A 13,944-nucleotide genomic window follows, 5' to 3' on the forward strand; every position below is an offset into this window, starting at 1 on the left:
AAGAGCAGGCTCATCATCCCCATCGGCAACTGGGTCATCGACGAGGCGTGCCGCCAGATGAGCGCCTGGCGGGCGGCGGGTCATCACGACTGGAGCGTGGCGGTCAATCTCTCCACCATCCAGCTCGCCAGCCCCGGGTTGCTGGAGGAGGTGCAGGGCGCCCTCGCCCGCCATCGGCTCGAGGCCCGTCACCTGACCCTGGAGATCACCGAATCCACCGCCATGCAGAAGGCCGAGGAGAGCCTCGCCATCCTCAACCGTCTGGCCGAGCTCGGCCTTGGCATCTCCATCGACGACTTCGGCACCGGCTACTCCAGCCTGCTCTACCTCAAGCGCTTCCCCGCCAACGAGCTCAAGATTGACCGGGGCTTTGTCACCACCCTGGAGCGGGGAGGCGACGATGCCACCATCATCGCCGCCATCATCGCCCTGGGTCAGGCCCTGGAGATGCGCATCGTGGCAGAGGGGGTGGAAACCCTGGAGCAGCGCGACCTGCTGACCGAGCTGGGCTGCGACACCTTGCAGGGCTACCTGCTCGGGCGCCCCATGACCGGGGAGCAACTGCTTGTCCACTGCGCTCCCGAGACTCCCCAACAGGTGCTGGAAGATGTGCTTGTCTGACAAGCAGGTGAGGCGCTGCGCCCATGTCGCCAGGGTCATCACCAGCCCGATTGCGCCCCTTCACGACTCAAGGTAGTCTGCTGCAAGACTCGAATGCCCCTTTATCTTGCCGGGCGCATCGAGCGCCCCCATGGCAGATCACCCGTTCAGAGGAGCCACATCCATGGCCAGATACCAGTTCTTCAGCGTCCCCGCCTCCCGCCGTCAGCAATATACCTATGTCGACATGGCCTCCCCCACCTTCCTCACGGAGAAGGAGGCGCTGCTGACACAAGGGTTCGAGGTGGAAGAGGATTTCATCGACGCGGCCACTCCCCGCGAGGCGGTGGAGAAGTACAGATCCGGCTTTCTCTACGTGGCGGACGAGATAGGCAAGTCAGACGAGACCTATGCGGCGGCAACGGCCTTGCTGGAGATGGGCAAGAAGATCCTGGGCCGCAAGGCGGGCTGAACAAGGCGGGCCGCCGGGACGATACCCCCGATGGCCCGCAGGCAGTCAGCGTTGGGGGTGCTGGCGGAGCATCTCCACCAGCTCCTCTTCACTGCCGGGTTCATGGGCAAGCTGCAGGCTGGGGGCGGCGCCCCCCATCAGCATATAAACGTGAGTGCTGCAGTGATCGTAGTGATACCACTTACCGTCGATACAGACGTCGGTATAGCATCTCGGGTCCCTCTTGAGTTCCATACGCACATCCTTATGTGTCATTCACCAACATCACTCTTGACCGTAAAATAAGCGGCCCGAGTCCCCCTTGACCTGGATCAAGGGTGGTGACGGGCAGAAGCGGGCAGTGGCCGGATCTGGCCGGGGCCCGATGCCGCCAGCCTGGATGACAGAGCCCGCCAACCGGCCCCAGCCAGGCAACAGCACAACAAAAACGGCGCCCGAAGGCGCCGTTTTTCATGTCCGTCATTTGACCGACGGGGAACAAGCCGCTGGCTTATTCGTCTTCCAGGTAGGCGTAGCCTTGCAGACCCAGCTCCAGCTCGTCGAGCAGGGCCTTGCGGGTCTCGTCGTCCAGCGCCGGGTGGGACACGATGCGCTGGTAGTTCTCGCGGATCACGGACGGGTCGATGTTGACGTAACGCAGCAGCTGGTCGACGGTGTCGCCACGCACCACGTTACGGATGTCCATCTTGCCTTCTTCATCCAGCCACACTTCCGCGCAGTGGGTGTCACCGAACAGGTTGTGCAGATCCCCCAGGATCTCCTGATAGGCACCCACCAGGAAGAAGCCGACATGGCACTCTTCGTGCTCCCCGTAGACCGGCATCGGCAGGGTGCTTTCCACCCCCAGACCGTCGACGTAGTGCTCCACCTGACCGTCGGAGTCACAGGTGATGTCCATCAGGATGCCGCGGCGGGTGAGCGGACGCTCGAGGCCGGCCAGCGGCATCACCGGGAACACCTGACCGATACCCCAGGCATCCGGCAGGGACTGGAACAGGGAGAAGTTGGCAAAGCACTTGTCAGCCAGTTTCTCGGAGAGCTCGTCGGCCAGGGCGCGGTGGTTGCGGTTGACTGGGTTCAGCAGCTCCTTGAGCGCCAGACAGGTGTTCTGGTGCAGCATCTCGGCCCAGGCACGTTGCTCCAGGTTCAAGAGGCCCATGGTGTACTGGGCGTTGACGTCACCGAGATCCGCCACGGAGTCGTGGAAGATCTCCAGCAGGGAGGGATCTTCCCCGCGCAGGTCCAGCCAGCCTTTCCACATGTTCTGCAAGATGGTGGGCGCGTCCTCGTCCGGGGCGCTGATGTCGTTCACCTCCACCCCTTCGGCACCAATGATGTTGGTGACCAGCACGGCGTGGTGTGCAGTCAGGGCACGGCCGGACTCGCTGATGATGGTCGGGTGCGGCAGGTCGAACTCGCGGCACACATCGCCGATGCCCCAGACCACGTTGTTGGCGTACTCGGAGAGGCTGTAGTTCGCGGAGCAGTGGCTCTGGGAACGGGTGCCCTCGTAGTCCACACCCAGGCCGCCGCCCACGTCCACCACCTCGACCTTGGCGCCAAGACGGCACAGCTCGGCGTAGAAGCGGCCGCACTCGCGGATGCCGCCCTGGATGTCGCGGATGTTGGCGATCTGGGAGCCCAGATGGAAGTGCAGCAGTTGCAGGCAGTCCAGCTTGCCGAGGCTGCGCAGACGCTCTACCAGCGCCAGGATCTGGGAGGCGGAGAGACCGAACTTGGACATGGAACCGCCGCTCGATTCCCACATGCCGGAGCCGGTGGACGCCAGACGGGCGCGCACCCCGATGTTGGGCTTGATGTTGAGACGAGCAGACTCGTCGAGCACCATTTCCAGCTCGGAGGGCTTCTCCACCACGATGTAGACCTTGTGGCCCATCAGGTTGCCCAGGAGGGCGTGGCGGATGTATTCGCGGTCCTTGTAACCGTTGCAGACGATCACGGACCCTTGCTCATGATGATGGGACAGCACGGCCAGCAACTCGGGCTTGGAGCCCGCTTCCAGCCCAAGCCGGGGCTTGTCGCTGTAGGACTGACTGATGGTCTCGATGACGCGGCGCTGCTGGTTTACCTTGATCGGGTAAACGCACAGGTAATCCCCTTCATAGCCTGACTTTTCGATGGCCTGACCGAAGGCGTTGAACAGCGCATCGACCCGGCTCTTGAGGATGTCGGGGAAACGCAGCAACACCGGCGTGGTCAGCCCGGACTGGCGCAGTTGCTCGATGGCCTCGGACAGCACGATCTGAGCCTCGGGGCGAGACTTGTCGGGAGAGACGGTCACATGACCGGCGTCATTGATATTGAAAAAACCCGCCCCCCAGTAGGGAACGTTGTAGACCTTCAAGGAGTCCTTGCTGGACCAGTTAGTCATGGGCTATGCCTCGCAAATGAGCGGCCGTGGGCCGCCTTCGTTACCCTCAATCACATCCAGACCATTGATTGCAAAATGCGGCAAGCCAGAGCGGCCTGCTGACGTTGGACCCGCAACGGAGCATGCTCCGCCACATCCTGTTCATTGCACATCGCGGCAAGCCAAGGCTGCCTGGTGGATCTTGGGAAGTAACGAGTCTTGATGTGGGGCTGGTGGCTTTACATCAAGCTCAACGGTATGCGGTAACACCTTGCCGGCGTACCGCGGTACTTTGATGACAATCGGCATCAGCCACGCCGTTTGTTCATCATTCGGCAGCCATCCCGACGGACAGGAGAGGGTTTCAAGGAAGAGAAGGGAAGACGTCAGCACGCATCGTGTTGATGGACGACAACCACTACGACCCGCTCAACGCCAGTGACCGCCCATGACAAGGGAGATGATGAGCCCGAAGCCCACTCGGTCAGCTGAAAGATGAGAGTCCGTTGTTCTCCCTGATACCGGAGCCTAACCGGTATTAAAGAAACCATTCCCCAGCAGTGTCTGTCGTTTCTGCGTGCCTCGCCCTATAGGCGTCATGATCCTGCGGGTCTGGCGGACACGGCCTGCGCAGGGTTGCCCTTGGATCGGCGCGGAGTGTACACACTTACCGCAGCCAGTGACAATAAAAAATCGTGTTAAAAAACGGGTTTTCATCGGGGGGCAAAATCTCGCTGCCAGCAAGGCGGGCTCTGGGATGGCGGGGGATGGGAGTGCGTGGGCGAGGCGATGAAAATAACCAACACATCACGCTTTTTGGATCACCCCTTGCCAGCGCTGGGCCGAGGGGAAATTCAGCTTTTTCGCAATTGCTTAACCAGTTTTCATTTTGGAATTTTTATGCAAACTGCCGAGCAATGATCCCCGCCCCTCCCCTTCGATGGCCCTCCCCTCCCCCACAAAGTCATCAAAAACTGCGCTGACGCAATAAGCGGCGCCGCCGTCTTGGCCACAATGACTCCTCTTTCGTGACCCGAGGCTTGCCCATGAACACCCTGCTTTCGCGCTTTCTCCACTACCTCACCTTTCATACCCGTTCCGATGCGACCAATCCTGACTGCCCCAGCAGCGAGGGACAGCGCCTCTTCGCCCGGGCCCTGTGCGACGAAATGACGCAGATGGGGCTAAGCCAGGTCACCCTGGACGAGCATGGCTACCTCACCGCCTGCCTGCCGGGCAACCAGCCGGATGCCCCCGCCATCGGGCTCATCGCCCACATGGACACCGCCGATTACGAGGCCGAATGCGTCGTTCCCCAGATAGTCGAGAACTATCAGGGGGGCGATATCTGCCTTGGCAAGGGAGACGAGGTGCTGGCCATCCGCCAGTACCGCTTCCTGAAAAACTACCTGGGGCAGGATCTCATCACCACCGACGGCACTACTCTGCTGGGGGCCGACGACAAGGCGGGCATCGCTGAGATCCTCACTGCCGTGGAATACCTGCAAGCTCACCCCGAGCTCCCCCGTGGCGATGTCTGGGTCGGCTTTACCCCGGACGAGGAGATAGGGCGCGGTGCCGACCGCTTCCCGCTGGACCGCTTCCCGGCCAAGTGGGCCTACACGGTGGATGGCGGCGAGCTCGGCGAGCTCGAATGCGAGAACTTCAACGCCGCCAGCGCCACGGTGCGCATCACAGGCAACAACGTCCACCCCGGCACCGCCAAGGGCAGCATGATCAACAGCCAGACCCTGGCCGCCCGCTTCCATGCCGCCATGCCCGCCGAACAGACCCCGGAGTGCACCCAGGGGTATGAGGGCTTCTTCCACCTGGCCCGGATGGAGGGCACGGTGGAGGAGACCACCCTGCACTACCTCATCCGCGACTTCGACGATGACTGCTTCGCCGCCCGCAAGGCCCAGCTCAAGGAGCGGGTCGCCTCCCTGCAACTGGACGCACCCAAGGCGCGCATCACCCTGGAAATAGTGGACAACTACCGCAACATGCGCAGCCAGATAGCGCCCCATCCCCACATCGTCGAGCTGGCCAAAGCCGCCATGGAGGCCGCCGACGTGGTGCCCAAGATCAAACCCATTCGCGGCGGCACCGACGGCGCCCGGCTCTCCTTCATGGGGCTGCCCTGCCCGAACCTGTTCACCGGCGGCCACAACTTCCACGGCAAGCACGAGTTCATCCCCCTGCAATCCATGGAAAAAGCGGTCGCCACCCTGGTGGCGCTGGTGCGCCTCACCTCTGCCTGGCGGGCAGAGTAAGGGGGCAAGGACGGGGCTCGCCCCGTCATCAAACCGTCACCCAACCGACACACGAAAGGCACGCAGGGGCGTCAAGCTGGGGCAAAGTTCAGCGGAGCCTTGCCCATGTTCGACGTCGATACCCTGTTGGGGCAACACCTGCCCCGCCTCGCCAGCCAGCCCCTCCTCCGTCCCCTGATGAGGCAGGGGCTGAGCTGGTTGCTGCACGAGGAGGCCTTCACCCGCTTTGCCGCGCGCCATCCCCACCTGCGCGGTCTGGACTTCGTCGAGCAGGCCCTCACCGAGCTCCACTTCGACTACCGGGTGAGCGAGGCCGAGCTCGAGCACATTCCCGCCAGCGGCCGGGTCATTCTTGTCGCCAATCACCCCATCGGCTCCCTGGACGGGCTGGCCCTGCTGCGCCTCATCGGGCGCATCCGCCCCGACGTCAAAATAGTGGCCAACCAGGTGCTGGCCCAGCTCGCACCGCTGCGCCCTTTGCTGCTGCCGGTGGACAACCTGGGGGGCAAGACCGACAGGCAGGCCATCCTCGCCATGAACGAACACCTTGCCGCCGACGGGGCCCTGGTTATCTTCCCCGCAGGCGAGGTCTCCCGCCTCGGCCCCAAGGGGGTGAAGGATGGCCCCTGGCAGGCTGGCTTCATCAAGCTGGCCCAACGCACCCGAACGCCCCTGGTGCCCATTCACCTGGGAGGGCGCAACAGCCTCTGGTTCTATCTCGCCTCCTGGCTCAACAAGCCCGCCTCCGCCCTGCTGCTGGTACGCCAGCTGTTTCGCCAGCAGGGGCAGACGCTGCCTGTGACCATAGGGGCGCGCATTCCCCTCGCCAGTTTTCAGGAGCTGCCGGCCAAGACGGCGGCCCGGCTGGTGCGCGGCCACCTCTACCGAATCGCTCGGGGCAAGGCGGGACGGTTGCAGACCGAGGCCCCCATCGCCCTGCCGGAGGATCGCCGCCTGCTGAAACAGGCCATCGACGGGTGCGAGCTGCTCGGCCAGACCCCGGACGGCCAGCGCATCCTGCTCTATCGTCGCCACGAGCAGAGCCACTCGGTGATCCTGCGCGAGCTGGGGCGCCTGCGGGAGATTGCCTTTCGGGCGGTGGGGGAAGGCTCGGGCAAGCGGCGGGATCTCGATGCCTTCGACGATGACTATCACCATCTCATCCTCTGGGATCCCGCCCGCCTCGACATCATCGGCGCTTACCGTTTCGCCCCGGTGGCCGAACGGCTGGCCAGCAAGGGGCTGGATGGCCTCTACAGCCACACCCTGTTCGGCTTCGAAGAGAAGCTGCTGCCCCGGCTGGAACAGGCCATCGAGCTTGGCCGCAGCTTCATCCAGCCCGCCTACTGGGGCAAGCGGGGGCTCGATTACCTCTGGTTCGGCATCGGGGCCTATCTGGCCCGCTATCCCCAATACCGTTACCTGTTCGGGCCCGTCACCCTCTCCGGCAGCCTGCCGCCAGCGGCCAAGGATCTGCTGGTGAGCTTCTATCGCCAGCACTTCGCCCCCGCCCTTGCCCTCGCCCCTTCCCGCCGCCCCTATCCCGCCACGCCGACGCTGTTCGAGGGGCGCGATTACGGGGACGACCTCAAGGTGCTCAAGGCCGGGCTCGACAACCTGGGCTGCGCCATTCCCACCCTCTACAAGCAGTACGCCGAGCTGTGCGAGCCGGGGGGCGTGCAGTTCATGGACTTTGGCATCGACCCGGACTTCAACCACTGCATCGACGGCCTGGTGTGGGTGGACGTGAGCCGCATCAAGCCCCACAAGCGGGCCCGCTATATCGGCCTCCCCGCCGGGGAAGCGCTGGCCACCTCTGGCGACCGTTGACCGGGCGCAGCAACGAAAGAGGGAGGCCTGCGCCTCCCTCTTTCACATCATGGGTGATGCCGCCTACTCGGCTGCGGGTTTGCGATCCGCATGGCCGAGATCCCGCTCCGGGGCGATGACATCCCGTACCCGCTGCTTGATCTCCTTGGCCTCGGGGAAGCCCTCGTCGGCTACCCTGTCCCACACCAGTACCCCGTCCACCAGGATGCGAAACTCCCCCTTGCTGGCGGGCACCAGGGCCACCTCGCCTAGTTCGCCGTCGAAGGTGGAGAGCAGCTCCTGGGCGAGCCAGGCGGCCCGCAGCATCCAGCGGCAGAGGGTGCAGTAACGGATTTCGATGCGCGGTTTCGCGAGGGGCAAATGGGTGTCTGTCATGGGGTGACTCCGTGAAAATCGGTCAACCAGTGGCGAGCGATGCGCTGCATGGTGGCCTGGGGCAGTTCGTGAAGGCCCGGGGTGGATGCCTGATGGGCCAGTTGGTGCACCCCTTCGATGATCTCCGCCAGCACCAGGTAGACATATTCGCCGATGACGGCGCCGTGGACGAAGTTGACCGCCTCCCCCCGGTTGAGCAAAAAGATGGTGCTGCCGTCCGGCCGGGTCAGGGCCAGCACATGGGGACACACCTCCTCGCTCGGCCAGGGCAGCTGGGCGAGGCTGAAGGCGAATTCGTCGTCGGCGGAGGTGACCGAGGCCAGCATGGCGCCGGGGCGCAGGGCCTGCAGATCGGTGATGTCGAGGGAGCCGTTGCCGGTGGAGCAGATCACCAGCTCGGCGCGGCCCAGGGCCTCGGCCTTGTTCACCAGCTTGAAGCCGTGGGAGAGCGCCTCCACCTGGCGCAGGGCATCCGTCTCCACCAGCTCCAGATGCAGGTTGCGACAGCGCAGTTCCCGGGCGATGCTGCGCCCCACCTTGCCATAGCCGAACAGGGCGGCCTGGCAGACGTTGAAGGTACGCCTCAGGGTACGCGCGAGGGACTCCGCGGAGTAGACCACACTCAGGCCGATCTGGATATCTTCCGCCTGCTTGAGGGGGCTGCGGGCCACCGAGATGACGGGGGCCGCCAGGGACTCCTGTTCGTAGCGCTGATGGCCGTTCTCGGTCATCTCCACCACCCCGATGAAGCGGGCGCCAAAGTGCTCGGCCAGTACCGCCTGGCTCTTGGCGAAGTAGCCGCCGATGTCGAGGATGATGAGCCGCTCGTGAGACATCACCAGAGGGGCAATCTGGGCGATCACCTCACCGGGATCCGAGGTCCAGTGGCGATTGAGGGGCAGCACGGGGTAGTGCTGCTGGGCCCAGGCCAGCGTCGGCCCGTGCACGGACTTGGGTTTGGGCAGGATGGCACCGACCCGGCCCACCCGATCGAGCACCTGGATGAAGTCGGGTCTGTCGGGAAGCAGGTGGGTCACCAGCAGGATGCAGAGATCCCCAAGACATCCCTGTTCGGTGAAATGGCGAAAAAACAGATGCTCAGATCCCTGACTGCGCAACTGTGGCCTCCTTAGCGTGCCGCGGGAAAGCAGGCAAACAGAACCCGGCATAGCCGGGTTCTGTGTGTATCCAGATAATTGAAAATCCTTTTTATCCGAAAGCACCATGGGTCTCAATCTTTATCTGTCCAGACTTTGACAAGCCCATCAATTTCTAAGGTAATAGCCTGTTTTTCATGCAGAAATCAGTAAAGTGACGCCTCTGGCCATACCCACCACAGACTCACTCCGGCACCAACGGCCGCCACCAGGATCAAGAGCCCCCAGCGAGAGAGTCCCGGGCGCCCGTGCAGGGCACGTTCCAGCAGCGGCAACAGCCAGACCGGCAGCAGCACCAGCAGGGGCACTTCCACGTACTGCCAGGCGAGCATCTGCACGAAGGCGAGTGAAAGCCCCAGGGCAGCCGGGGTCACCTTGACCCCTGCAAAGGCGCCGAGCAGGGCACGGAATCCGGCAAACGCGGCCAGGGCCCCCGTCAGCTGGGCGATGAGCAGGCTGCCATCGATGCCGATGACCAGCGCCAGCCAGATGAAGGCCAGGGCGAAGCCGAGCCCCTCCTCGCTGTCACCACGCCAGCTCGTCCAGCCAGACCAGAGGATGGCGGGCAGCAGGGCCAGCCAGATCCCGGGCTCGCTCGCCAGCACGGAGGCCAGCCCCTGCCACCACACCAGGGCGCCCAGCACCCCGAACAGCGCGAGGGCGATCCCCTTGCTGGTACCCTGGGTCAGGGCGGGCACCAGCAGGGTCAGCGGCAGCCACTGCCACGCCTTGACCGGCAGGCCATAGGCACCGCCCAGCAGGCAACCCACCAGCCAGATCCCCAGGGCGCCCCACAGATAGCCCAGCCGCGGCCAGCGCCACGACAGCAAAGCGGCCCCTAAAGGAGCCGCCAGGGTTTGAAGCAGGAGTGCTGCGCCCATTACTTGCGCACGCCTTCAACGAACAGGTTGATGGTCATCTCGTCAGGGATGTTCGGCACCATGTAGTTCACGCCGAACTCGCTGCGCTTGATGGTGGTGGTGGCGTTGAAGCCGCTGCGGTAGCCGCCCCAGGGATCCTTGCCTTCGCCGATGTGGACCAGGTCGAAGGCCACGTCCTTGGACACGCCGTGCAGGGTCAGGGTGCCCTTGAGTACGCCTTTGTCCTTGGTACCTTCATAGCCGGTGCTGACGAAGGTCATCTTGGGGTACTGCTTCACGTCCAGGAAGTCGGGGCTGCGCAGGTGCTTGTCGCGGGCCTCGTGGTTGGAATCCACGCTGGCGGCATCGATCTCGAAGCTCGCCTTGGCCGCCGCCGGGTTGGCGTCGTCCATGCTGAAGGTGCCACTGAAGGTGTTGAACCGGCCGACCAGTTCGGAGAAGCCGAGGTGGCCCACCTTGAACTGGACTGTGGTGTGCGCTGCATCGACATCGTAATCGGCAGCCATCAGGGGAGCCGCCATAAACAGGCAGGAGGCCAGCAGGGCCTTGGTCATTTTCATTCCGATCGTTCCTTCATTGGGGGTTCACAACGGTGTCCAAAATGCTAACCTCCTATCGAGAATAGATAATCATCGATTTATTAAAATAATTATCAACCGAGAGTGGAATATGGATCAGATAGCCGCCATGCGCACCTTCATCAAGGTGGTGGAGTGCCAGAGCTTCACCAAGGCCGCCCATCAGCTCGGGATCTCGGTCGCCATGACCTCCAAGCTGATGCAGCAGCTCGAGGAGTCCCTCTCCACCAGGCTGCTGTCGCGCACCACCCGCCAGGTCAATCCCACCGAGGCGGGCCAGTTCTACTACCAGCGCTCCCTGGCCCTGCTGGCGGAGCTGGAAGAGACCCACAGCCAGCTCACCCACAACAACCAGCAGCCCCAGGGCACCCTCAAGCTCTCGGTGCCCATGGATTTCGGCTACCTGCACCTCTCCCCCGCCCTGCCGCTGTTTCGCGAGCGCTACCCGGACTTGAAGCTCGAGATTGAGTACAGCGACCGGCGGGTGGCCCTGGTGGAGGAGGGGTTCGATCTGGCCCTGCGCATCGGCAACCTGCCGGACTCCTCCCTGGTGGCCAAGCCGCTCGCCATGATGAAGATGGTGGTGTGCGCCAGCCCCGACTACCTGGCCCGCCGGGGCAGGCCGAAGACCCCGGAGGATCTCAAGCAGCACGACTGCCTCATCTACACCCTGACCCAGCCGGACTGGGTCTTCAAACGGGATGGGGAGGAGCACAGCATTCGCCCCCAGGGACCCCTTCGCGCCAACAACGGGGTGGCCCTGACCCGGGCCGCCTGCGACCACCAGGGCATCATCTTGCAGCCCACCTTCATCGTGGGGGATGCGCTGCGCTCGGGGGCGCTGGTCCCCTTGTTGCTGGAGTGGGAGAAGGGGCAGGTGGGGCTCTATGCCCTCTATCCGCACCGCCGTTTCGTGTCGGCCAAGGTGCGCTGCTTCATCGAATTCGTGCAGGAGCGCTATCTGGCGCCCCACTACTGGGACAGGGAGACCTGAGCCCGGGCTCAGGGGGTGGGCACCAGCTCAGCCACCAGCAGGTGATCCTGCTGGCTCATCTGCCAGCGTGGCAGACGCTGGCGCAAGGCGGCGAGCTCGGCCTCCCCCAGCGCATAGGGCAGGGTGACGTGCAGGCAGTGGCAATCCAGCATGGCCGCCAACTGCATCATCAGGGCGAGGTTTGCCTCGTCGCTCTTGTGCTTGTTGATGCGCTTGCCGAGCTCGTGGCGAAAGTGGGTCTCGGGATCCTGGGTCATCGCCTGCCAGCCGTAACCAAAGAGCGGGATGAAGGCGCTGACGATGCCAAGGGCGGTGAGGGGCCGTTTGGGCGGGTGATAGAGGGCGTTGAGATCCAACAGGATGGGGCTTTGATGGGGCTCACGACTGCCGGATAAAATAGTATTGCTCATTGGATTACCCTGTTGATTCCTCTAGACTTCGCCGCATATTTGACCTGACATGCCAACGAGGTGCTGATGCTAAGCGATATCGAGATCTCCCGCCAGTCCCCCCGCCTGCCCATCGCCGAGGTGGCAGCACAGCTCGGCATAGCGGCCGCCCATCTCCACCCCCACGGCCATTACAAGGGCAAACTCGACCTCGCGCTGCTCCATCACGCCCCCACCCGCGAGCCCGGCAAGCTGGTGCTGGTGAGCGCCATCACGCCCACCCCCCTTGGGGAGGGCAAGACGGTCACCACGATCGGCCTCTCCATGGGGCTCAACCACATCGGCCAGGCCAGCATCGCCACCATTCGCCAGCCGAGCCTCGGCCCCGTCTTCGGCGTCAAGGGGGGCGCCGCCGGAGGCGGCATGGCCCAGGTGGTGCCGATGGAGGAGATGAACCTGCACCTCACCGGGGATTTTCACGCTCTCACCGCCGCCCACAACCTGGCCTCTGCCGCCCTCGATGCCCGCCTGTTCCATGAACGCAAACTCGGTGACCAGTTCAGCGCCAGAACCGGTCTGGCGCGGCTCGATATCGACCCGGCCAACATCCTCTGGCCCCGCACCCTGGACATGAACGACCGGGCGCTTCGCCACCTCACCCTCGGCCAGGGCGGCGCTGCCGATGGTGTCGAGCGCCCCGATCGCTTCATCATCACCGCCGCCTCCGAGCTGATGGCCATTCTGGCCCTGGCCAGGGATCTCAAGGACTTGCGCGCGCGTATCGGCCGCATCCAGCTCGCCCTCGACCAGCGCGGCCAGCCCATCACCGCCGAGCAGCTGGAAGTGGCGGGGGCCATGACGGTGCTGCTCAAAGACGCCCTCAAGCCCACCCTGATGCAGACCACGGAGCAGACCCCTGTGCTGGTCCACGCCGGCCCCTTTGCCAACATCGCCCACGGCAACTCCTCCGTCATCGCCGATCGCATGGCGCTGGGTCTTGCCGACTATGTGGTGACCGAGGCAGGTTTTGGCTCCGACATGGGGCTGGAGAAGTTCTTCAACATCAAGTATCGCCAGTCCGGCCTCGCCCCCGCCTGCGTGGTGCTGGTGGCCACGGTGCGCGGCCTCAAGGCCAACAGCGGCCTGCTCGACATCCGGCCGGGCCAGCCGCTGCCGGCCAGCCTGCAAGGGGAAGATCTGCCCACCCTGACAGCGGGGTGCGCCAACCTCGCCTGGCATATTCACAACGCCCGCCGTTACGGGGTGCCCGTGGTGGTCGCCATCAACCGCTTCCCCACCGACAGCGATGCCGAGCTGGCCCTGCTGGAGGCGGCGGCGCGCCAGGCCGGTGCCTGTGGGGTCGCCCTCTCCCGGGCCTTCACTGATGGTGGCGCGGGTGCGGCGGATCTGGCTCACGCCGTGGTGGCGGCCTGCAAGCAGCCCAGTGAGGTCAGGCTGCTCTACCCCGATGAGATGAGCCTTGCCGCCAAGCTCGCCACCCTGGTGGAGTGCGGCTATGGTGGCCGGGGCGTCACCCTCTCGGACAAGGCGCGCCAGCAACTGGCCAGACTCTCGGCAGAGGGCCAGGATCACCTGCCCGTCTGCATGGCCAAGACGCCGCTCTCCATCAGCCATGACCCGGCCAGGAAGGGCGTGCCGACGGACTTCGAGGTGCCCATCGAGGAGGTGAAGCTCTGCGCGGGGGCAGGCTTCGTCTATGCCCTGGCAGGCCCCATCATGACCATGCCGGGCCTGGGCAGCCTGCCGGCCTATCGCCATATCGACATCGACGATGACGGGGAGATTGTCGGCCTGAGCTGACGTGCTGGCTGGCAGCCTGCCGTCCCTGAACACCATATCGACATCAACGATGACGGCGACATTGTCGGCCTGAGCTGACGTGCAGGCTGGCAGTCTGCCGTCCCTGAACACCATATCGACATCGACGATGACGGCGACATTGTCGGCCTGAGCTGACGGCGCCCAGGTCCAGCCAGAAACAACAAGGCCCCGCCGATTGGCGG

At 64.3% G+C, this 13,944-nt stretch carries 13 protein-coding genes; 6 read left to right on the top strand and 7 right to left on the bottom strand.

Annotation, left to right across the window (positions count from 1 at the left end; translation table 11 throughout):
- Both AACR77_RS14970 and AACR77_RS14975 read left to right on the top strand, forming a co-directional pair.
- Nucleotides 1-621 (top strand): EAL domain-containing protein (locus tag AACR77_RS14970; protein ID WP_042882606.1); only part of this gene is annotated, 621 nt, incomplete at its 5' end.
- Nucleotides 622-784: 163 nt separating this feature from the next.
- The gene (locus AACR77_RS14975; RefSeq protein ID WP_042882535.1) at nucleotides 785-1,072 is read left to right on the top strand and encodes a hypothetical protein; all 288 of its coding nucleotides are present in this window, start codon (nucleotides 785-787) and stop codon (nucleotides 1,070-1,072) included.
- Nucleotides 1,073-1,117: 45 nt separating this feature from the next.
- On the opposite strand, the gene AACR77_RS14980 is transcribed toward AACR77_RS14975, so the two are convergent.
- Nucleotides 1,118-1,306: a hypothetical protein gene (locus tag AACR77_RS14980; RefSeq protein WP_010674183.1), complete on the bottom strand. Its 189-nt coding sequence runs from the start codon at nucleotides 1,304-1,306 to the stop codon at nucleotides 1,118-1,120.
- A 256-nt stretch (nucleotides 1,307-1,562) separates the two neighbouring features.
- Nucleotides 1,563-3,464 carry a biosynthetic arginine decarboxylase gene (gene speA, locus AACR77_RS14985; RefSeq protein WP_042882536.1) on the bottom strand — a complete coding sequence of 634 codons (1,902 nt, stop codon included), beginning with the start codon at nucleotides 3,462-3,464 and terminating at the stop codon, nucleotides 1,563-1,565.
- Between the two features lie 1,025 nt (nucleotides 3,465-4,489).
- On the opposite strand from speA, the gene pepT reads away from it, so the two are divergent.
- Both pepT and AACR77_RS14995 read left to right on the top strand, forming a co-directional pair.
- Nucleotides 4,490-5,716, top strand: a complete 1,227-nt coding sequence (pepT, locus tag AACR77_RS14990) for a peptidase T (RefSeq protein WP_042882539.1) — start codon at nucleotides 4,490-4,492, stop codon at nucleotides 5,714-5,716.
- 105 nt (nucleotides 5,717-5,821) lie between these two features.
- Nucleotides 5,822-7,546 carry a lysophospholipid acyltransferase family protein gene (locus tag AACR77_RS14995; protein ID WP_042882541.1) on the top strand — a complete coding sequence of 575 codons (1,725 nt, stop codon included), beginning with the start codon at nucleotides 5,822-5,824 and terminating at the stop codon, nucleotides 7,544-7,546.
- Nucleotides 7,547-7,609: 63 nt separating this feature from the next.
- Here the strand turns inward: AACR77_RS14995 and AACR77_RS15000 are convergent, their stop codons facing one another.
- The 4 genes from AACR77_RS15000 to AACR77_RS15015 form a co-directional block, all read right to left on the bottom strand.
- The gene (locus AACR77_RS15000; RefSeq protein ID WP_010674179.1) at nucleotides 7,610-7,921 is read right to left on the bottom strand and encodes a SelT/SelW/SelH family protein; all 312 of its coding nucleotides are present in this window, start codon (nucleotides 7,919-7,921) and stop codon (nucleotides 7,610-7,612) included.
- Nucleotides 7,918-9,039, bottom strand: a complete 1,122-nt coding sequence (locus AACR77_RS15005; protein ID WP_042882543.1) for an adenosylhomocysteinase — start codon at nucleotides 9,037-9,039, stop codon at nucleotides 7,918-7,920. Before AACR77_RS15005 ends, AACR77_RS15000 begins: the two co-directional genes overlap by 4 nt.
- A gap of 185 nt (nucleotides 9,040-9,224) precedes the next feature.
- On the bottom strand, nucleotides 9,225-9,959 hold the full coding sequence (locus tag AACR77_RS15010; protein ID WP_042882546.1) for a hypothetical protein: 735 nt from the start codon (nucleotides 9,957-9,959) through the stop codon (nucleotides 9,225-9,227).
- Nucleotides 9,959-10,519 carry a YceI family protein gene (locus AACR77_RS15015; protein WP_010674176.1) on the bottom strand — a complete coding sequence of 187 codons (561 nt, stop codon included), beginning with the start codon at nucleotides 10,517-10,519 and terminating at the stop codon, nucleotides 9,959-9,961. The genes AACR77_RS15010 and AACR77_RS15015 overlap by 1 nt, the downstream gene beginning before the upstream one ends.
- Nucleotides 10,520-10,628: 109 nt before the next feature.
- Between AACR77_RS15015 and AACR77_RS15020 the strand changes: the two genes are divergently transcribed.
- Nucleotides 10,629-11,531 carry a LysR family transcriptional regulator gene (locus AACR77_RS15020; protein ID WP_039038856.1) on the top strand — a complete coding sequence of 301 codons (903 nt, stop codon included), beginning with the start codon at nucleotides 10,629-10,631 and terminating at the stop codon, nucleotides 11,529-11,531.
- Between the two features lie 8 nt (nucleotides 11,532-11,539).
- Here the strand turns inward: AACR77_RS15020 and AACR77_RS15025 are convergent, their stop codons facing one another.
- Nucleotides 11,540-11,941 (bottom strand): hypothetical protein, encoded by a 402-nt coding sequence (locus AACR77_RS15025; RefSeq protein ID WP_042882549.1) that lies wholly within the window; start codon nucleotides 11,939-11,941, stop codon nucleotides 11,540-11,542.
- Between the two features lie 66 nt (nucleotides 11,942-12,007).
- Here AACR77_RS15025 and AACR77_RS15030 point away from each other — a divergent pair, with 66 nt between their 5' ends.
- Nucleotides 12,008-13,741 carry a formate--tetrahydrofolate ligase gene (locus AACR77_RS15030; protein ID WP_042882551.1) on the top strand — a complete coding sequence of 578 codons (1,734 nt, stop codon included), beginning with the start codon at nucleotides 12,008-12,010 and terminating at the stop codon, nucleotides 13,739-13,741.
- Nucleotides 13,742-13,944 lie beyond the last annotated feature (203 nt).

The organism is Aeromonas sp. ZOR0002, from assembly GCF_963866995.1.
GTDB classification, from domain to species: domain Bacteria; phylum Pseudomonadota; class Gammaproteobacteria; order Enterobacterales; family Aeromonadaceae; genus Aeromonas; species Aeromonas caviae.